Raw genomic sequence first — 20,731 nt, 5'->3', positions numbered from 1 at the left:
TTTTTTAATGCAAAACTGCTATTTTGGCAAAAACAAGCAGTCAAAATCGTTTTTTAACAATAATAATTTTTGAAAAGGCGACTTCTATTATATTTTTTTTAATTCTCGGCTTTAATACTTAAATTTGCGTACAAAAAAAATAAAATACCTAGAAAAGACTTTTATTATGAATATTTATCAGGATTACATCCAAGAAATTGAAGAACGAAAAGGTCAAGGGCTTAACCCGAAACCAATTGATGGAGCTGAATTATTAAGCGAAATCATTGAACAAATTAAAGATTTGAATAACGAGTATAGAGCAGATTCTCTTAACTTTTTTATTTATAATGTTGTACCGGGAACTACGAGCGCTGCGGGTACAAAAGCTAAGTTTTTGAAAGAAATTATTCTTGGCGAAGCTGTAGTAAAAGAAATTACTTCTGCTTTTGCTTTTGATTTGTTATCACACATGAAAGGTGGACCTTCTATTGAAGTTTTACTGGATTTAGCACTTGGTAATGATGCTGCAATTGCAAGTGAAGCTGCAAAAGTTCTTAAGACACAAGTTTACCTTTATGAGGCAGATACAGATCGTCTAAAAGAGGCATTCAAAAATGGTAATGCAGCTGCAATAGAGATTATTAAAAGTTATGCTCAGGCGGAGTTTTTTACAACTTTGCCAGAAGTAGTTGAAGAAATTAAAGTTGTTACATATATCGCTGGTGAAGGAGACATTTCTACAGATTTGCTTTCTCCGGGTAATCAGGCGCACTCTCGTTCTGACCGTGAACTTCATGGTAAATGTATGATTACGCCTCAGGCACAAGAAGAAATTAAAGCATTACAAGCAAAACATCCTGATGCAAGCGTTATGTTGATTGCTGAAAAAGGTACAATGGGTGTAGGTTCATCTAGAATGTCAGGAGTAAATAACGTGGCACTTTGGACTGGTAAACAAGCAAGTCCATATGTTCCGTTTATTAATATTGCTCCAATTGTTGCAGGAACAAACGGAATTTCTCCAATTTTCCTAACAACTGTTGACGTAACCGGAGGTATTGGTTTAGACCTTAAAAACTGGGTTAAAAAACTTGATGCAGATGGAAATGTTATTCGTAATGAGAATAATGAGCCAATCTTAGAAGAAGCTTACTCAGTTGCTACTGGTACTGTATTAACTATCAATACAAAAACTAAGAAACTTTATAACGGAGATCAAGAATTAATTGACATTTCTAAGGCATTCACGCCTCAAAAAATGGAATTTATTAAAGCTGGAGGATCATATGCAATTGTATTTGGTAAAAAACTTCAGACATTGGCAGCTAAAATTTTAGACATTGAAGCTCCTCTTGTATTTGCTCCGTCAAAAGAGATTTCTATTGAAGGACAAGGTCTTACAGCTGTAGAAAAAATCTTTAACAGAAACGCTGTTGGAATCATTCCGGGTAAAGTATTACACGCAGGTTCAGATGTTCGTGTAGAAGTAAATATCGTAGGTTCTCAAGATACGACTGGTCTTATGACTGCTCAGGAATTAGAATCTATGGCTGCTACAGTAATTTCACCAATCGTTGACGGTGCTTACCAATCTGGATGTCACACAGCTTCTGTATGGGATAAAAAAGCTCAGGCTAATATTCCAAAGTTGATGAAATTCATGAACGATTTCGGTTTAATTACGGCTCGTGATCCTAAAGGAGTTTATCATTCAATGACAGATGTAATTCACAAAGTTCTTAACGATATTACTATTGATGAGTGGGCTATCATTATTGGTGGTGACTCTCATACAAGAATGTCAAAAGGTGTTGCTTTTGGTGCTGACTCAGGAACAGTTGCTCTTGCACTTGCTACTGGTGAGGCTTCTATGCCAATTCCGGAATCTGTAAAAGTTACTTTCAAAGGAGAAATGAAAGATTACATGGACTTCCGTGATGTAGTTCACTCAACACAAGCTCAAATGCTTAAGAAGTTTGGTGGAGAGAATGTATTCCAAGGTAGAATTATTGAGGTTCATTTAGGAACTCTTACTGCTGATCAGGCATTTACATTTACAGACTGGACTGCAGAGATGAAAGCAAAAGCTTCTATCTGTATTTCTGAGGATGATACTTTAATTGAATCTCTTGAGATTGCAAAAAGCAGAATCCAGATCATGATCGGCAAAGGAATGGACAATGAAAAACAAGTTCTTCAAGGATTAATCAATAAAGCAGATAAGAGAATTACAGAGATTAAATCAGCTGAAAAACCAGCTCTTACTCCAGATGCAAATGCGAAGTATTATGCTGAAGTTGTTGTAGATCTTGATCAAATTATCGAGCCTATGATTGCGGATCCAGACGTAAACAATGTGGATGTTTCTAAAAGATATACGCACGATACAATCAGACCTCTTTCTTTCTACGGAGGAGAGAAAAAAGTAGATCTTGGATTTATTGGTTCTTGTATGGTTCACAAAGGAGATATGAAGATTTTAGCTCAAATGCTTAAAAACATCGAAGATCTTCATGGTAAAGTTGAGTTCAAAGCGCCACTTGTAGTAGCGCCACCTACATATAATATTGTAGATGAACTTAAAGCTGAAGGTGATTGGGAAGTTTTACAAAAATATTCAGGTTTCGAATTTAACGATAATGCGCCAAAAGGAGCAGCACGTACAGAATACGAAAACATGTTGTACTTAGAGCGTCCGGGTTGTAACCTTTGTATGGGTAACCAGGAAAAAGCAGCAAAAGGAGATACTGTAATGGCAACTTCAACGCGTCTTTTCCAAGGAAGGGTTGTAGAAGATACCGAAGGTAAAAAAGGAGAGTCATTACTTTCTTCTACGCCGGTAGTAGTTTTATCTACAATTTTAGGTAGAACTCCAACATTAGAAGAGTATACAGCTGCAGTTGATGGTATTAGCTTGACTAGATTTGCACCTTCTCACAAACTGTTGGTGATGTAATCACGCGATTAGTTATAATCATTATAGATAAAAAGCCTGAGTCAATAAACTCAGGCTTTTTCTTTTCTGGCTACTCTATTTTTTGTAACTTGGTATGTTCAAAATATAAAAAACAAAAACAATTATACTTATGGCTTTTGATATTGAAATGATTAAAAAAGTGTATGAGAACATGCCAGGTCGTGTTGATAAAGCACGCGAGATTGTTGGCCGTCCGCTTACCTTAACAGAGAAAATTTTATACAATCACCTTTGGGACGGAAATCCAACTCAGGCGTTTGGAAGAGGAGTAGATTATGTTGATTTTGCACCGGACCGTGTAGCGTGTCAGGATGCAACCGCTCAAATGGCATTATTGCAATTTATGCATGCCGGAAAACCCAAAGTAGCAGTGCCTACAACTGTTCACTGTGATCACTTGATTCAGGCAAAAGTAGATGCCGCAACAGATTTGGCGAGAGCAAAAACTCAAAGTAATGAAGTTTTCGACTTCTTGTCGTCAGTTTCTAATAAATACGGAATTGGTTTCTGGAAACCAGGAGCAGGTATTATTCACCAAGTAGTGCTTGAGAATTATGCTTTTCCTGGAGGAATGATGATTGGTACCGATTCTCACACTGTAAATGCTGGTGGTTTAGGAATGGTAGCTATTGGTGTTGGTGGAGCTGATGCTGTAGATGTTATGTCAGGAATGGCTTGGGAATTGAAATTTCCTAAATTAATTGGAGTAAAACTAACGGGTAAATTATCAGGATGGACAGCTCCTAAAGATGTTATCCTTAAAGTTGCTGGTATTCTTACTGTAAAAGGAGGAACTGGTGCAATCGTAGAATATTTTGGAGAAGGCGCAACTTCTATGTCTTGTACTGGTAAAGGTACAATTTGTAACATGGGAGCAGAAATTGGAGCTACAACTTCAACTTTTGGATATGATGATTCTATGAGTCGTTACCTGCGTTCTACAAACAGAGCCGATGTTGCAGATGCTGCAGACAAAGTAGCTTCTTACTTAACTGGAGATCCTGAGGTTTATGCTAATCCAGAGCAATATTTTGATCAGGTTATCGAAATCAATTTAACAGAATTAGAGCCACACTTAAACGGACCATTTACACCGGATTTAGCTACGCCAATTTCTAAAATGAAAGAAACAGCAATCAAAAATAACTGGCCGTTACAAATTCAGGTTGGTTTAATTGGTTCATGTACAAACTCATCTTACGAAGATATCTCGCGTGCAGCTTCTTTGGCAAGACAAGTAAGTGCTAAAAATTTAAAAACTAAATCTCAGTTTACAATTACTCCAGGTTCAGAAGTTGTTCGTTATACAATCGAAAGAGACGGATTTATTGATACTTTTGAAAAAATTGGAGCAACCGTTTTTGCAAATGCTTGCGGACCATGTATTGGTATGTGGGATAGAGATGGAGCAGAGAAAGAAGAAAGAAATACAATCGTTCACTCTTTCAACCGTAACTTCTCAAAACGTGCAGATGGTAACCCAAACACTTTAGCTTTCGTAGGTTCGCCAGAATTGGTTACTGCAATGGCAATTGCGGGAGATCTTGGTTTTAACCCTTTAACAGATACGTTAATCAACGAAGATGGAGAAGAAGTAAGGCTTGAAGCACCAACAGGAGACGAATTGCCTCCAAGAGGATTTGATGTAAAAGATCCAGGATTCCAGGTTCCTGCAGAAGACGGTTCAGGAGTTCAGGTTGTGGTTAGTCCAACATCAGAGCGTTTGCAATTATTAGCTCCGTTTGATGCTTGGGATGGTAAAAACATTACAGGTGCAAAATTGTTAATCAAAGCATTCGGAAAATGTACAACAGATCACATTTCTATGGCTGGACCATGGTTACGTTTCCGCGGACATTTAGATAATATTTCAAACAATATGTTGATTGGTGCTGTAAATGCATTCAACCAAAAAACAAACTCAGTAAAAAATCAATTAACAGGTACTTACGATGCCGTTCCTGCTGTAGCACGTGCTTATAAAGGGGCTGGAGTTCCGTCTATCGTTGTTGGAGATCACAATTATGGCGAAGGTTCGTCACGTGAGCATGCTGCAATGGAGCCACGTTTCCTGGGGGTTAAAGCGGTATTGGTAAAATCTTTTGCCCGTATTCATGAAACAAACCTTAAAAAACAAGGACTTTTAGGATTAACATTCGCAAACGAAGCTGATTACGATAAAATTCAGGAAGACGATACAATCAATTTTACTGATTTAACTGAATTCGCTCCGGGAAAACCATTAACATTAGAATTCGTTCATGCAAATGGTACAAAAGATATAATCTTGGCAAACCATACTTACAATGCAGGTCAAATTGGCTGGTTCGTTGCAGGTTCAGCATTAAACTTAATTGCTGCCGGAAAAGCTTAATCTTTAAGATTCAATTATACCAAGAACGCTCTGTGAAAACAGGGCGTTTTTTTTTGTTTTTGTTTAGGAGCTATTTCCAGCTATTCACTATATCTTTTATTTTTTAAAGAAAAAAATAAAAGGATGCCGCTTCTATCTGGGCTAGGGCTCTGATTTGTATAAGAAAAGACGTTTTTTAGATAACTCTATCAGTCTTATTAATCTGCTTTAGGTAAAATTGATCCCCCAGATAAAACTTTAATTCTGTTAGGTTGTGTAGTTTTAAATTCCTCTGTATCAATGCTGAATACATTTGCAGAAGGTATTGTAGAATATTCGTTTTCAGTACGTCCTCCTAAAATATACAATTTATTAGTATCATAATACATAGCCGAAAGTTGCAAGCCTAATTCAACTATGTATTCTTTTAGTTGTTTAGTTTTTAGATCGTACACAAGCATTTTTTGATTTTCAAAAATATAAATGATGTTATCGTGATAAGTGATAGCGGGTCTTTCTAATCCTGAAAATAATTCACCTTCGATTTGCCATTTTTGTGAAATTAAATCAAAAGATTCGATTTGAGAAATAGGATTTCCGTTGTTGCCGCCAATGAGATAAATTTTGTCGTCGATTAGAATTCCGGTGGCTTCTTTTGCTGTTGACATATTGTCTAGTTCATACCAATATCCCGAAGTAAGATTGTATAAGTGCATCTTATTCGAAAAATCTTTTTTACCTTTTTCGGACATTTTTACAGAGCCACCCATTACAATAATATTATCCTTATAAAGAAAAGATGCAAAATTAGCAGCTTGATGCGGATTTGTGTTGTCAGTTTTAATAGTTTGTTTGTCAAGGTCTAAAACTTCAATTTGATCTTGCAAATATTCGAATTTTCCGTTTACAGAAATTCTCTTTCCTCCAAGAACGTATATAGAGTTATTATAGAAGTGAATATTATGAAATGCTCTTTTCTTAAATTTTAAATTGGAAACTTCCCAGGAATCTGTTTTAATATTATAGGTCGAAAAATCTCCTTTATAATAAAAAAGAGTTGTGTTGTATTTTATTTCATCTAAATAATCTTTTAAAGAAAAATCAGGCTTTTCTAATCGGACTTTTTTAAAAGCATCCGAATCAAAAGAAGCATCTCCACCAATAACATAAATTTTTTCATCTTTCAAAAAAGAACCAAATGCAAAAACTGGATTCTTTAAAGCTGAAAGCTTCTTAAAGGAAAGTTTCGATTTCAAAGTCAGTTTCTGATTTGCGGAAATGGTCACTCCGGATAAATTTTCGACATCTTCAGGAAGAGAAACCTTAAAATCTAATTTCTTTAAATCAGTTATGGAGATTTTTGTGGTAATAAAGCCAATATGAGAAAACTGTAAAGTGTCACTGTCTTTAAATTTGGTGTCAAGTTTTAATGCAAATTCACCTTTTACATTTGATAAAGTTCCGGTGTTACTCGATAGAGCAAAAACATTAGTGTCTTCAATAGGAAGATCTGTTTTTTGAGAAAAAATAATGCCTTTTATATTTTGAGCTATTGTTATTAATGGCAGAAAAAAGATAATAAGGAGTAGTTTTTTCACAAGTTTTCGGTTTATGGGTTAGTTTACCATTAAAAAATACTTATTTGTATAAAGTGTAGTGTTTCAAAATGTTGGCTCAATTTCTGTGCCGAGTCTGTTAATTTCAATTAAATTAGTTGTTAAAAAACGTTTATGTTTTATATTAAAAAGTTAAATTAGCCTTTTTGGGTAATATATTTGCTCTTTTTGAGTTTAAAATATTGTCTTAACTTAAAAAAGTATTCATTAAACTTTAATAGGTATGGTTTTTAGATTAATTATAGTATTGTTTTTTTTCAGCGTTGGTGTTTTTTCTCAGGAAAAGTTTATCAAGCACAAAATATCAAAAGGAGAAAATCTATCTGTAATTGCTAAAAAATATGGTGTAAAAACTAAAGACATTGAAGAAGCCAATCCCAATGCACCCAAAGTTCTAAAATTAAATTCGGTCTTGTTAATTCCGAATAACAATAAAAAAGCTACTACGAAAAAAACTGAAATTGCTGCCAATACAACTCCCGCAGCAACATCAAATCCAGGTTTGCACGAAGTGCAGGAAAAAGAAAATCTCTGGGTAATTTCAAAAAAATACAATATCTCTGTCGATGATTTAAAAAAAGCAAATCCTTCATTGGAAAGTGAAGCTTTGAAGATAGGACAGAAGCTTAATATTCCGTCTAGTGCTATTGTGTCAAATGAAAAGACAACGAAAAAGCAAAATCTAGAGAAACCAGAAATAATTCCTTCTACAGATGTCGAGGTTATTGTTGAGGTAAAACCAAAAGAAACGAAATATCTGATTGCTAAAAAATACGGAATAACAGTTGCAGAATTAGAACGCCAAAATCCATCAATTAAAAGAAAGTTGCCTGTAGGATCTGTTTTAAAAATTAGAACATCAAAAGAAAAAGCAGATCAGCTGATAAAAGATAGTTCTGTTGCTTCTGAAACTCAGGTTGCAGAAAATACCGGAACAACTTCAGAAGCTGCAAAACCAGAAATTGTTCCTGCAACAACAAATGTAGAAGTTGCAGTTGAAGTTCAGCCAAAAGAAACAAAATATGCAATTGCTAAACGATACGGAATAACAGTTAAAGAACTGGAAAAGCAAAATCCGTTTATCAAAGGAAAATTAGCGGTAGGTTATGTATTAAAAATTCGTACTACAAAAGAAAAAGCTGATGCCGCAGCAGGTTTGTCAACAACTCCGGCAATTAATGATAATTTAGCAACTTCGGGTCAGATTGCTGATAATTCGGAAATTAAAAAAGATACCACTACAATATTTAGAGTAAGTAATCATTCGGATTTAGTAAATCAATTGATTGTAAATGCAACTGATAATATTGGGATAAGATATCGATCGGGCGGAACCACAAAAGCAGGGTTTGACTGTTCAGGATTAATGATTTGTACTTTTAATAATTTTGATATTAAGCTCCCAAGAAGTTCTATCGAGCAATCTAGAATTGGAATGAAAGTCAATTCAGAAGAAGCGCAAAAAGGAGATTTAATCTTCTTTAGAACCAATGGAAGAAGGCATATCAACCATGTTGGAATGGTAGTTGAGGTTTTGGACGGAGAAATTAAATTTGTTCATTCTTCAACACACGGTGGCGTAATGATTTCTTCAACTAAAGAACCTTATTACGGAAGAACCTTTTCGCAAGTAAATCGCGTTTTACAATAGTTTTTCAGCTATAAAAACTTAGTTTTCAATTCCTCAATTGGGAATGGTTTGTTTAAAAAATCAGTTACATACTCATTTTCTTCTATTAGTTTAATTTCGTCAGCATCTAAGGTTGAAGAAAGTACATAAATCTGAACTCCTTTTTTTGCATCTTTACTGAGTTTGTGAAATTCATCCAGAAACTCAAAGCCATTCATAATTGGCATTTGAATGTCTAGCAAGATGATAAGTGGTTGGTGGTTAATTCTTTTGTTATTGTTAAGCCATTGAATTCCTTCTTTTCCATTATTTGCAATAGATACTTGTTCAATACTAAAAACTTTTTTTAGTAATTGTTTCGTAACAAGCTGGTCAATCAGGTTGTCTTCAATTAATAAAAACAAAGAATTAAGTTCCATAGGCGTTAGGAATTGTTACAATAAACTTACTGCCGATATTGCTTTCTGAAAACACGGAAATGTTTCCTTTAATATTCTCGACAGCTTCTTTTACAATATAAAGACCTAAACCAGATCCTTTGTTTTTATTTGTACCATAATACATTTCAAAAATATAATCCTTAAATTCATCGTTGATGCCAATTCCGTTATCGGCAACTTCAATTTTATTAAAGCCTTCCTGAATATAAGTTTTTATAGAGATAAACATTTCCTGTTTACTATTATCAGCATATTTTATAGCATTAGAAATTAGATTACTGATAATGATTTTTAGACGTAAACCATCACTCTGAATTTGATCAATCAGTAATTCTTGTCTAAAAGTTATTCTGTTTGCATTCTCAATATGCATCAATTGTGAGATAGCTTCATTGAACAAGTCTTGTAAACTCACAGGTTCTACTATAATTAATTTTCGTTTATTTTTTGAGTAATCAATAATGTCGCTAATAAATTGATCTTGCTTTGTGAGGCTTTGATACATTAAACTTAGATAATCTTTAATTTGATCAACATCATCTTCCAATTGTGTAATTTCAATTAAACCTTTTAAAGAAGTTATAGGCGATCTTAAATCATGTGAGGCGCTATAAACAAAGCGATCAAGTTCATGATTGACAAGAATCAGATTTTCGTTTTTAGCTTCGGTTTCTTTCTTTGAAAATAATAAGCGTTTTACCATTATCGAATAATATAGGCAAACACTACAAACTATAATCAAGATGAAAATAACATTGAAAATGGTTAGTAAAAACTTGATTTTGCGGGTTCCTTCTCCTAATGTATTCGAAAAATTTCGTTCGTTAATAGTTAGTTTATCACTTATGACACTAATTTCCTGAAGGAATTTTTTCTGATCTTCAATACTTAGGATATTGTGATTTATTTTGGCATTGATTTGTTCGCCAATAACAAATAATTTAAAGATTAATTGATCTCCCTGACCCCATTCATTTATTGCTTTTGATAAATAAGAAACCTGTTTGAAGTTCACAAATAGCCAAATCAAATCATCAAGATCTTCCTGATGATTTCTGCCAACAAGTAGTGCTTTTCGGGCAACTTCATTGTCGCCGGCTTTCATAAGTGTTTCGCGGGCAATACCATCTCCTTGCGGAACCTTTAATTCCTCCTGATACAATTTCCACTGATTCTTGTCTTTGGTAAAAAGATAAGTTATAAGGTGGCGTGAAGCATCTTTTTGACCTTTTGAATAATGTGATTCGCCATTAACATATGCTCTGTTAGCGGATAAGATTTTGATCGTAAAAATGTTAATACAAATTAATAAAGCGCAAGAAATAAATACGATTAATAAAAGAATAAAAACATTTGGGAAACGCAGTTTGCTGAAAAAATTGACCTTAAACATAATTTTTGAATTTGTAGGTTAATAATTAGTCTTCTGTCTTGCAAAGTTTGCTTTGTAAGTGGTTCTTCTCTGTTTTTATAATCTTTTTTGGGATTATGTTTTTTTTTATTAAAAGTATAAACAATTGTTAATGAAATATTTGAAATTTTAAGGCCGATTAACTCCTGTATCAAATTTAGCAAAAAAAGAATAGAGTTTAACGGATGATTTATTTTTTCTTGTTAAATTATCTGATAAATGTATTTTTGTCATTTAAATAATTGGTAATCAGTTTTTTGTGTTTTGGTTTGTTGTTTGTAAAAATCAGTTTTAACTTTTGATTTAAAAAAAAGAGTTAATGCAACTAATTTTAAATACTTTTGACTAATAAATTATAATGCAATTAATTAGTTGTTTTTGTTTAACTTATTAAAGCCTTGATTTAGGTTTTTTTTAGAGCTTTGTTACTTTCGTTGGAGGGCACTTTTAGAATGATTAAAAAAACAGTTTTCTGTTTTTTTAAGGTTTAATGTTTTTACATTAAATATCTAGTAGTTTGATGAGATTTTATTTTCGGTCAATTTTAAAGGAAAATCGGTCTATACTATTTTGTAATTATATCGATTTCGTTAATTTGCATTTTAAGAACAAAACAGAACATCAAGAATTAGATATAAACTAATAATCAGAGTTATACAATCTCAGAAAAAAGTATATCTTTAACCAACCCAAAAACCAAAATAATGCAAGAAAACGACCAGGAAAATTTTAAAAGAGAACTCGGATTATTAGACGGAACCATGCTTGTTGTAGGTTCGATGATTGGATCCGGAATATTTATTGTAAGTGCTGATATCGCCAGACAAGTAGGTTCTGCAGGATGGTTAACGCTAATTTGGTTAATCTCAGGATTGATCACAATTATAGCCGCAGTAAGTTACGGAGAGTTGAGTGCAATGTTCCCAAAAGCAGGAGGGCAGTATGTATATCTAAAAGAAGCTTATAATAAACTAATCGCGTTTTTATACGGTTGGAGTTTTTTCGCCGTAATTCAAACCGGAACCATTGCAGCTGTTGGGGTGGCATTCTCAAAATTCGCAGCTTATCTATATGAGCCGCTAAGTGATGAAAATATACTTTATGAATTGGGATCTTTTAAACTCAATGCAGCACAATTAGTATCAATTGTTACCATTATCTTACTGACTTTTATTAATAGCCGTGGTGTTAAAAACGGAAAAATTCTTCAAACTGTCCTTACGATTATCAAAATACTGTCATTATTAGGTTTAATAGTTTTCGGATTAACATTAGGAGCAAAAGCTTCTATTTGGGATGCGAACTGGACAGATGCCTGGACTCCTCGTTCGTATAATGCCGAAAGTGGTTCATGGTTACCAATTGGCGGAACAGCTTTGATTACGGGAATTTCTGCTGCAATGGTTGGATCTTTATTCTCAAGTGACGCTTGGAATGGTGTGACTTTTATCGCTGGAGAAATTAAAAATCCAAAAAGGAATGTTGGTTTCAGCTTATTTTTAGGGACCTTTATTGTGACAATTATTTATGTACTGACAAATTTGATGTACTTGGCTGTAGTTCCGTTAAACGAAATTGCAACAGCAAAATCAGATAGAGTAGCAGTTGTAGCTTCGCATTATATTTTTGGAAACATTGGAACACTGATCATTGCAATTATGATCATGATTTCGACTTTTGCCTGCAACAACGGATTAATTATGGCTGGTGCAAGAGTATATTATACAATGGCAAAAGATGGTTTGTTCTTTAAAAAAGCAGCTGTTTTAAACAAATCAAGTGTTCCGGCTTGGGCACTTTGGGCGCAATGTATTTGGGCTTCGGCTTTATGTTTGACAGGTAAATATGGAGACTTATTAGATTTCGTAATCATCATTGTATTGATTTTTTATATACTAACAATCTACGGAATCTTCATCTTACGCAAAAAAATGCCGGATTTAGAAAGACCTTACAAGGCATTTGGATACCCGTTTTTGCCAATGTTGTATATTGTGATCGCAGCGGCAATTTGTGTTTCTTTATTAATTACAAAATTCTCAACTTGTGGTTGGGGAGTATTAATTATGCTAACAGGAATTCCGGTATATTACCTAACAAAACCGAAAGAAGATTAAAGGAAAGGTGCTAAGTCGCTTAGACACTTAGTTTCTAAGTATAAATATGATTTATCCGCGGGTTTTACGGATTAAACAGATTAACGCTGATCTTTTATTACTCAATAATAGAATACAAAAAATGCCTTGCTAAAAACAAGGCATTTTTTATATCTAAAAACAAGAAATATAAAGTTTAAAACAGAAATCTATGTAAATCCGTTTAATCCGTAAAACCCGTGGGCATAAAAAAAAACACTACCAATTTGCAAAAGCAAAAAACGCAGTGTCTTTTTAATTTAAATAATCTGGAAAAAGTTAGTATAAATTACACCATTTCAGTTTCGACAGATGATTTTATGGTTGAATTAATAATAGATAAGGTAAGAGGATCTGATTCTCCTGAGAAAAAAGCTTCTAAAACTTCCTGAAATACAGGATTTGTATTTTCAACCAAAGAGAAAAGCGTCATAGAAGAACGTAATTTGCGTGCATCTAAATCACCTAAAATTCCATCGGCTGATTTTCGTTTGAAAGTCAAAAATAACTCCGAAATTTCTATAAGATGTTTCCCTAAAATAGGATGCTCTAAATATTCGGTTGCTTCTTTGAGATCGTTAATGGCATAATAATTTGCAGTATCACTTGAGCCTAATCCTTTAATCTGAGGAAAAATGAACCACATCCAATGTGTCTCTTTTTTTCCTTTTTTGATTTCAGAAAAAGCAGTAAGATAAAGTTTGTTTTGTGCATCTAAAAAGCGCAATAAATCATTGTTTGAATAAGCCATTATAGTAATGTATATATAAAAAAAGGTTGCAAAAGTAGTAAAAAAGATAGGTTCTGCCTAATAAAAGGTTCATGTACTGAGTATTTTAACTTTTAGAGGAGGAATTTTCCTCGTCGTTTCAGCGTTAAAATAAAACTCATTTTAAGTGATTTACAAATCATTCGCTTCGGTTAGTTCGTCTAAAGGTTAAATTGATTCGTGGCAATACATTTTTGGCTGTTTTAGGAACCTGATGTTGCCAGAAACTATTGGTTGTTCCCGCCATTAATAGAAAAGATCCGTGATGCAAAGGAATTTCTACTTGCGGAATTTCTTTGCGAAATTTATGACGAAGTCTGAACATTCTGGTTTCCCCAAAAGTTACCGAAGCAATAATTGGATTTGGTCCCGAGTTATGTTCTTTGTCGCTATGCCACGAAACACCATCATTGCCATCTCGGTATAAATTAAGCAAGAGACTATTAAATTCAATCTGAGTTTCTCTTTCGACACGGCCTCTAATCGTTAATAAATTATAAGTCCAATCTGGACCATTTTGATCTGCTCCAACATTATCTTTGTCTTCATACCACGAAATCATTCGGGGAGCCGTAACAATTTTATCATACATTTCCATTTCATATTCTCTCCATTTAGTTTGATGAAGTATTTTTTCATAAAAGCGATCAGATTCTTCTTTGGTAAAAAAGTTATCGATCAAAATAAGTTCTGCATCAGGCAGGTCAAATATTTTTTTTCCTTTTAAACCTGTGGCAAATAATTCGGTATCGCTAAATAGTGTCATAAGTCAATACTTTTAGTTTATAGCTCTATTTTTTAAATTAGATTAGTTTCATATTCCTGATTTTAGCAAGTTCTTATTGAAAAAAACTTTTCGCGGATTTTTTTCCGCATAAGCAAAAATCAATTGTACAATGTATTGATTGCTTTTATAAGGCGTAGCATAATCTTTTATTTCTGAAGAATCAGTAATCGCAACATCTGACGGAATATATCCCATACCATAAAAATGACCATTTTCTATCCAGATACAACTTCTTTCTCCTGCCGTTCTTCCTTTTTCTATAATCGCAAAAGAAGGTCTGTTGTTTAATAAAAAATCAATAGCATTGCCGACTTGCTCATTGTGGAGCGAAACATCGGGTAAATCTTTATCTTTATTTTGAAATACTTCACCTTCTTCAGGTTTTGAATATTTGCAAAATCTATAATCAATGTCAAATCGTTCTGCCAAACCTCGCAATATATTTGTTGCTTCGTGTAAGCTACTAAAATGCTCAATACAAGACTGAAATTTATTGAGTTTTCCAATAGCGAGATATTTGTATCCGTTACGGGCTTCATATTCATACAGCCCAAATTTGGGTTCAAATCGTTTTAAAGCTCTGTTATAAGTTGGCCAAAGATGTTTAATTTCGGTACATTCTAATAAAAGAGCCATCAATTCGTTGCCACAAACTTCAAAGGAAATCGAGTAAATATCGCGCAAGAAATTTTGCCTTTGCGGATTAATTTTGTGTCCGCTAAAATGAGAAGCAACACGTTTTTTTATATTAACCGCTTTACCCACATAGATTACTTTATTTACCTCATTATAAAAATAATATACACCCGGTTTTTCAGGTAAATTATCAAAATCTTCTGGCGGAAGATTAGGAGGTAAACGCTGATCTTGTGCCGTGTTTTTGATCATTTGTTCAATATGACCTTCATCGTCCCATTCGAGTAATCGCGAAAATAATATTGCCGTGGCAGCTGCATCTCCGCCGGCACGATGTTGGTTTTCTAAAGGTATATCAAGCGAATTACAAAGTTTTCCTAAACTATAGGAGGAGAAACCTGGTCTGATTTTTCTGGCTGCGCGAACGGTACACAACTTTCTGGCTGTCCATTTAAAACCTGCTTGTTCGAGTTGATGACGAACAAATGAATAATCAAAATTGACATTATGCGCCACGAAGATTCGATCTGTAAGCATTTCTAGTACTTTCTCCGAAATATCATCAAAGATTGGCGCATTAGCTACCATTTCATTATTAATTCCTGTTAAGGCAAAAATCGAAATTGGAATTTCCTTTTCGGGATTCACAAGCGTTTCATATCGTTCAATCACGTTTTCTCCGTCATGAATGATAATGGCAATTTCGGTAATGCGGCTGCCACTGGCGTTTCCACCGGTGGTTTCGATATCTACTATGGCGTATTCTTGCTTTTTCATCTGTATATAACGTAATTTCGTCTTCTATTATTTAAAAAATTATGCCTCAATTATTTATGTATTCTGAAATTTCATTCGATGTCGTGGCAAATTAATTTCATGTCCTTGCGGATAAGGTTCCCGATGCGTAGGGCTAACATCTTCCTTGATTAATTGTTGGGTTTTATATTGATCTTTGGCATCCATATATCTTGGATCAGGAATAAAAGGCATCTTAGCCATTTTGATAATCGTGATTGTTGGAAAATGATAATCAACTTCTACATTTCCTAAAAGTAAATAACAACCTCCGCCCTGAAAAGGATATTCTGCCAAACTATCCGGAAAATGCGCTGTATCAAAATAAGAACCTTCGTGATCAATCCAGGTCCCGAAATACATATTTCCTTTTTTAGTTGGAACTTGTTTTCGAGCGATTAGATAAGCCAACATTCGAACCTGTTTTTTGTGATGCATGACAAGATCTTTCGCCATAATATTTCCTCGATATTTGGTTTGTAATAAATCAAAAACCGTACATGATACAGGAAAACTTAAGAGTTCGATTTCGTCAAAAGCATCTTCATATAAAGAACGTTCCAGAGTAGGAAGTTTATATTCTTTTACTGGTTCCTGCATTAACATCAAACTTCTGTTTTCGGGTTTGAAGTTGTTTAAGAGCAAACTGGCAATGACCAAAAGCTGATTTTTGGTTTTTCCTGTAAAACGAAAAGCATCTATAAATATTAGAATTTTCATGCTTTCAATTCCAATAGGTATCCGATTGATAAAATCTTCTAAAGAAAGAAAATCACCATTTTTCTCCCGATCCGATTCGATTAAATGAGCTGTTTTAGATTCAAGACTTTGCAAATGCATAAAACCGAGATAAATATCAGTTCCATAAACGGTAGTTTGATATTCACTTTTATTTACACAAGGATTCATAATTGTTCCGCCGGACATACGCGCTTCGTGAACATAAACTTCGGTTCTGTAAAATCCGCCCTGATTGTTGATTACCGCTGTCATAAATTCTACAGGATAATTAATCTTAAGATATAAACTTTGGTAACTTTCTACGGCATAAGAAGCCGAGTGCGCTTTGCAAAACGAAAACCCGGCAAAGGATTCAATCTGGCGGTAAATTTCCTGACTAAGTGCTTCGGGATGACCTTTCTGGGCACAACAAGCGAAGAAATTATCTTTTACTTTTTGTAAAGCTTCCATAGAACGTCCTTTTCCGGACATGGCACGACGCAGGATATCACCATCAGCAGCTGGAAGTCCACCGTAATGTTGGGCAATTTTTATCACATCTTCTTGATACACCATAATCCCGTAAGTTTCGCCAAGATGTTCCTTAAAAACTTCATGAAAATATTGAAACTGATCCGGATTATTATGACGAAAAATATACTCTTTCATCATTCCGGATTGCGCCACGCCGGGACGAATAATAGAAGAAGCTGCAACAAGAATTTTATAATTATCACAATTCAGTCGGCGTAATAATCCACGCATTGCTGGACTTTCGATATAAAAACAACCAATAGTTTGGCCTTGAGCCAAATAAATATTACATACAGCTTCGTCTTTAGAAATCGAAGTATTACGAATATCAACCTTTATTCCGCGGTTTTTCTCAATTAGTTTTACACTATCATCAATATGACCAATTCCACGCTGACTTAAAATATCGAATTTTTCGAAACCAATTTCTTCGGCAATATGCATGTCAAAAAGCACGATTGGGAATCCTTTTGGAGGCATTTCCAGCGGCGTATAATTAGTAATTGGTTCTTCAGAAATGATAATACCACAAGCGTGCATACTACGTTGATTAGGGTATTTATTCATCATAATACTGTATTCCTGAACTAGTTTTACGATAGAATTGGTTTCGTGTAATGCCATCGGATTTTTGGCTAACATGTCTAATTCTTCTTTCGGAAGACCAAATACTTTTCCGACTTCTCTAAAAATAGAGCGATGTTTGAATTCTACATTAGTTCCGCAAAAAGCAACGTGATCGCGACCGTATTTATCGAATATATATTCTAAAATTGTATTGCGTTCTTTCCAGCTCCAATCGATATCAAAATCAGGAGGACTTTTTCGATTTAAATTTAAAAAGCGCTCAAAATACAAATCAAGTTCAAGCGGACAGATATCGGTAATTCCTAAACAATAGGCAATAATACTATTGGCGCCGCTACCACGACCAATATGCATAAAACCCAGACTATTGCTATAACGAACAATATCCCAGGTGATTAAAAAATAACCACTAAATTCTAATTCGTCAACTACTTTTAATTCTTTTTCTATACGTGTTTTTGCAAGTGTATTTTCTTTTCCATAACGCCATAATAAACCGTCATAAGCCAATTCTCTAAGTTTTGCTATATCACTTTCACGATTTTCAGTAAAAAACTTTTTATTTTTTGGAGTTTTAAAATCATATTCAAAATTGCAGGAATCAATTATTTGCTGTGTATTGGCTATAATCTCGGGATATTTTTCATAATAAGGTAAAAGCGATTCTAAAGGCAGCATTTTCTCCGAAGTTTTGCAATAATCAACTTCTGTTAATTTTGATAAAATAATATTGGTGTCAATTGCGCGTAGAATTTTATGCAGATTAAATTCTCTTTTATTACTAAAAGTTACGGATTGAAGCACAACCATTTTTGCTATTTTATTTTTATGTCCTGAAGTAAGAAGTTTTAAAACTTCATCCGGACAAACTCCGATAAATTCATTTTCACGCAATTCCTTCGGAGCATTTTCTAAAGTATAAATCACAAAAACCGACTCGAATTCAGGAGCAATTAAAGGCAAAGTTTCTCCGCTAAAATTATGATCCGTTAAAAACCGATTCATTTCGCCCAATCCTTCAGTATTTTTGGCTAAGCCAATATATCGAAATTGATGATTAGAACGAAATTCTATTCCTACAAGAGGTTTAATTCCCTTTTTATCACAGGCTCTTATAAAATCATAAATTCCCGTTACGGTATTAATATCTGTAAGTGCCATAGCTTTTACACCGCAAGAAACACCCTGATCGATAAGTTTATCGAGCGGAATCGTGCCGTAGCGAAGCGAGTGAAAAGAATGACAGTTGAGATACATTTATTTGTTACGTTTTAAAATTTCGTCTTTATTATTCGGTTTGAAATGAGCTCCCGCGCAACGCATTACGGCATCAAAACCATAACGACTTTTCATTTTATCCATCGCAGCATAAAGCGAAAGCATTTCCTCAGTATCTTCAAAAAGATCAATTTGATAGGTACCACGAACCAATCCGCTAAAGCGAATACCAATCAAACGCAATCGCATCCTACGCTGATACACTTTTTCAAAAAGTTCCATTACATTTTTGGTCAGAATATGATCTGCCGAGGTATATGCTATTTTGCATTGCTTGGTTTCAGTATCAAAATTGGCGTAACGTATTTTAACGGTAATTGTTGAAGTTAACCATTGTTCTGATCGCAATTGAAAAGCCAATTTTTCGACCATTCCAATAAGTATTCTTTTGAGTTTTTCAATATCAATTGTATCCTGAGAAAAAGTATGCTCAGTAGAAATTGATTTTCTTTCTGTATAAGGTTCTACGGGCGTATGATCGATTCCGTTGGCTTTTTTCCAGATATCCAGACCGTTTTTGCCAATCATTTGTTGTAAAACTTCGGCTGGCATTTCAGATAAAGTCTGAATTGTACGAACGCCAATCCTTGACAGAAGCTGAAAAGTGACATTACCAACCATTGGTATTTTCTGGATCGATAAAGGATTTAAAAATGCCTGAACGCCATTTTCCGGAATTTCTAAATTCCCTTTTGGTTTACCTTCACCGGTTGCAATTTTAGAAACTGTTTTATTAATAGATAACGAAAAACTAATAGGCAATCCGGTTTCTCTAATTACAGATTGAGCCAATTCATCAGTCCATTTATAACTACCGTGAAATTTGTCCATTCCGGTAATATCAAGATAGAATTCATCGATACTGGCTTTCTCCATTATCGGTGCTTTTTCCTGAATAACCTGCGTAACATTATGCGACAATTGCGAATATAATTCCATATCACCTTTAATAATTTTCGCCTGCGGACAAAGTTTTATCGCCATATGAATAGGCATTGCTGAGCGTACTCCAAAACGTCTGGCTTCATACGAACAAGAGGCCACAACACCACGATCACCGCCTCCAATAATTAGCGGAATTCCGTCTAATTGTGAGTTAGTTAACCTTTCGCAGGATACAAAAAAAGTATCCAAATCCATGTGTACAATTGCCCGTGCCATCTCCTTGTTTTTGTATAAAACAAAATTAGTACAGATAAGAACATTTTTTTGTATATTTGTTGTTCCAAATTATAACAAATTAATTATGTCCTTATTTTCAGATAACATCAGAGCATTGAGGGTTAAGCATAAAATATCTCAGGAGAAATTAGCTGAAAACCTTAGAATTACCCGAGGAAGATACGTTAAATACGAAGATGGAACCTCCGAAGCGCCATATGATATTTTAAAGCAAATTGCTTTATATTTTCATATGAGTATTGATTTATTACTGTCTGTCGATATACGAAAGATAAACATTGAAAACCTGATAAAATTAGAAGGCAACCGACTAATCTTACCGATACAAGTAGATAGTTTTGGAGAGAATTATATTGAAATTGTATCTCAAAAAGCAAAAGCAGGATATCTAAACGGATATGCTGATCCGGAATATATTGAAAGTCTGCAACAAGTTTCTCTTCCGTTTTTAGGACCTGGAAAACACCGCGGATTTCCTGTAGAAGGCGATTCGATGCCACCACACGAAGATGGATCTATAATTATTGGTCGTTATGTAGAAAGGCTGGGAGAGGTGATGGATGGTAGAACGTATATCCTGATTACCAAAAATGAAGGAATGGTATACAAACGTCTTAATAAGAATAAAAAGAATGCTTTGGTTTTGGAATCAGACAATCGTTTTTATCCAAATTATGAAGTGAAAGCTTCAGATATTCTTGAAATTTGGGAATACGAATGCAGCATTGGCCGAAGCGATAAACGACATGAAGTAACAGAATCTCAAAGTATGAAAGATTTACTTCTGGAAGTAAAACGAGAAGTTATGGAGATAAAAAATAATACTGCGAATACTTAAAAAAGTTTTTGCCACAGATTAAGAAGATTAAAAGGATTTTTTGTTTGCCACGAATTACAT

13 protein-coding genes are annotated in these 20,731 nt (G+C 34.2%); 5 read left to right on the top strand and 8 right to left on the bottom strand.

The features are described from left to right. Positions 1-166: 166 nt before the first annotated feature. Positions 167-2,938 carry a bifunctional aconitate hydratase 2/2-methylisocitrate dehydratase gene (locus C8C83_RS03510; protein WP_121326464.1) on the top strand — a complete coding sequence of 924 codons (2,772 nt, stop codon included), beginning with the start codon at positions 167-169 and terminating at the stop codon, positions 2,936-2,938. Between the two features lie 130 nt (positions 2,939-3,068). Beyond that, complete coding sequence (locus C8C83_RS03505) at positions 3,069-5,333, top strand: aconitate hydratase (protein WP_121326463.1); 2,265 nt, start codon at positions 3,069-3,071, stop codon at positions 5,331-5,333. A gap of 197 nt (positions 5,334-5,530) precedes the next feature. Here the strand turns inward: C8C83_RS03505 and C8C83_RS03500 are convergent, their stop codons facing one another. Continuing rightward, entirely contained in the window at positions 5,531-6,910 is a 1,380-nt protein-coding gene (locus C8C83_RS03500) for a carboxypeptidase-like regulatory domain-containing protein (protein ID WP_121326462.1), read from the bottom strand. 241 nt (positions 6,911-7,151) lie between these two features. On the opposite strand from C8C83_RS03500, the gene C8C83_RS03495 reads away from it, so the two are divergent. Then, positions 7,152-8,579, top strand: coding sequence for a LysM peptidoglycan-binding domain-containing protein (locus C8C83_RS03495; protein ID WP_121326461.1), 1,428 nt, complete (start codon positions 7,152-7,154; stop codon positions 8,577-8,579). Between the two features lie 8 nt (positions 8,580-8,587). Here the strand turns inward: C8C83_RS03495 and C8C83_RS03490 are convergent, their stop codons facing one another. Both C8C83_RS03490 and C8C83_RS03485 read right to left on the bottom strand, forming a co-directional pair. After that, positions 8,588-8,977 (bottom strand): response regulator, encoded by a 390-nt coding sequence (locus C8C83_RS03490; protein WP_121326460.1) that lies wholly within the window; start codon positions 8,975-8,977, stop codon positions 8,588-8,590. After that, positions 8,967-10,391 carry a HAMP domain-containing sensor histidine kinase gene (locus C8C83_RS03485; RefSeq protein WP_121326459.1) on the bottom strand — a complete coding sequence of 475 codons (1,425 nt, stop codon included), beginning with the start codon at positions 10,389-10,391 and terminating at the stop codon, positions 8,967-8,969. The genes C8C83_RS03490 and C8C83_RS03485 overlap by 11 nt, the downstream gene beginning before the upstream one ends. A 722-nt stretch (positions 10,392-11,113) precedes the next feature. Here C8C83_RS03485 and C8C83_RS03480 point away from each other — a divergent pair. After that, positions 11,114-12,526 (top strand): amino acid permease, encoded by a 1,413-nt coding sequence (locus tag C8C83_RS03480; protein WP_121326458.1) that lies wholly within the window; start codon positions 11,114-11,116, stop codon positions 12,524-12,526. Between the two features lie 307 nt (positions 12,527-12,833). Here C8C83_RS03480 and C8C83_RS03475 read toward each other — a convergent pair whose 3' ends face one another. The 5 genes from C8C83_RS03475 to dinB form a co-directional block, all read right to left on the bottom strand. Further along, complete coding sequence (locus C8C83_RS03475; protein ID WP_121326457.1) at positions 12,834-13,295, bottom strand: DUF1810 domain-containing protein; 462 nt, start codon at positions 13,293-13,295, stop codon at positions 12,834-12,836. Between the two features lie 157 nt (positions 13,296-13,452). Next, positions 13,453-14,079, bottom strand: a complete 627-nt coding sequence (locus C8C83_RS03470) for an alpha-ketoglutarate-dependent dioxygenase AlkB (protein ID WP_121326456.1) — start codon at positions 14,077-14,079, stop codon at positions 13,453-13,455. Positions 14,080-14,127: 48 nt separating this feature from the next. Continuing rightward, complete coding sequence (locus C8C83_RS03465; RefSeq protein WP_121326455.1) at positions 14,128-15,513, bottom strand: exonuclease domain-containing protein; 1,386 nt, start codon at positions 15,511-15,513, stop codon at positions 14,128-14,130. A 54-nt stretch (positions 15,514-15,567) separates the two neighbouring features. Beyond that, positions 15,568-18,630 (bottom strand): DNA polymerase III subunit alpha, encoded by a 3,063-nt coding sequence (gene dnaE / locus C8C83_RS03460; protein WP_121326454.1) that lies wholly within the window; start codon positions 18,628-18,630, stop codon positions 15,568-15,570. Continuing rightward, a complete protein-coding gene (gene dinB, locus C8C83_RS03455) occupies positions 18,631-19,812 on the bottom strand; it encodes a DNA polymerase IV (protein WP_121326453.1) in 1,182 nt (393 codons plus the stop codon). Positions 19,813-19,897: 85 nt separating this feature from the next. Between dinB and C8C83_RS03450 the strand changes: the two genes are divergently transcribed. Beyond that, positions 19,898-20,671, top strand: coding sequence for a LexA family transcriptional regulator (locus tag C8C83_RS03450; protein ID WP_121326452.1), 774 nt, complete (start codon positions 19,898-19,900; stop codon positions 20,669-20,671). Positions 20,672-20,731: the final 60 nt, after the last annotated feature.

Origin of the sequence: Flavobacterium sp. 90 (genome assembly GCF_004339525.1) — a bacterium.
GTDB lineage: Bacteria > Bacteroidota > Bacteroidia > Flavobacteriales > Flavobacteriaceae > Flavobacterium.
The sequence above is the reverse complement of the archived record's forward strand: the minus strand, read 5'-3'. Positions and strand labels throughout refer to the sequence as shown.

What these genes read in the sequence shown, in the direction of transcription:
- C8C83_RS03480 (WP_121326458.1), top strand. Translation starts at nt 11,114, where the DNA reads ATGCAAGAAAACGACCAGGAAAATTTTAAAAGAGAACTCGGATTATTA.
- dinB (WP_121326453.1), bottom strand. Translation starts at nt 19,812, where the DNA reads ATGGCACGGGCAATTGTACACATGGATTTGGATACTTTTTTTGTATCC.
- C8C83_RS03485 (WP_121326459.1), bottom strand. Translation starts at nt 10,391, where the DNA reads ATGTTTAAGGTCAATTTTTTCAGCAAACTGCGTTTCCCAAATGTTTTT.
- C8C83_RS03490 (WP_121326460.1), bottom strand. Translation starts at nt 8,977, where the DNA reads ATGGAACTTAATTCTTTGTTTTTATTAATTGAAGACAACCTGATTGAC.
- C8C83_RS03505 (WP_121326463.1), top strand. Translation starts at nt 3,069, where the DNA reads ATGGCTTTTGATATTGAAATGATTAAAAAAGTGTATGAGAACATGCCA.
- C8C83_RS03510 (WP_121326464.1), top strand. Translation starts at nt 167, where the DNA reads ATGAATATTTATCAGGATTACATCCAAGAAATTGAAGAACGAAAAGGT.
- dnaE (WP_121326454.1), bottom strand. Translation starts at nt 18,630, where the DNA reads ATGTATCTCAACTGTCATTCTTTTCACTCGCTTCGCTACGGCACGATT.
- C8C83_RS03450 (WP_121326452.1), top strand. Translation starts at nt 19,898, where the DNA reads ATGTCCTTATTTTCAGATAACATCAGAGCATTGAGGGTTAAGCATAAA.
- C8C83_RS03465 (WP_121326455.1), bottom strand. Translation starts at nt 15,513, where the DNA reads ATGAAAAAGCAAGAATACGCCATAGTAGATATCGAAACCACCGGTGGA.
- C8C83_RS03470 (WP_121326456.1), bottom strand. Translation starts at nt 14,079, where the DNA reads ATGACACTATTTAGCGATACCGAATTATTTGCCACAGGTTTAAAAGGA.
- C8C83_RS03475 (WP_121326457.1), bottom strand. Translation starts at nt 13,295, where the DNA reads ATGGCTTATTCAAACAATGATTTATTGCGCTTTTTAGATGCACAAAAC.
- C8C83_RS03495 (WP_121326461.1), top strand. Translation starts at nt 7,152, where the DNA reads ATGGTTTTTAGATTAATTATAGTATTGTTTTTTTTCAGCGTTGGTGTT.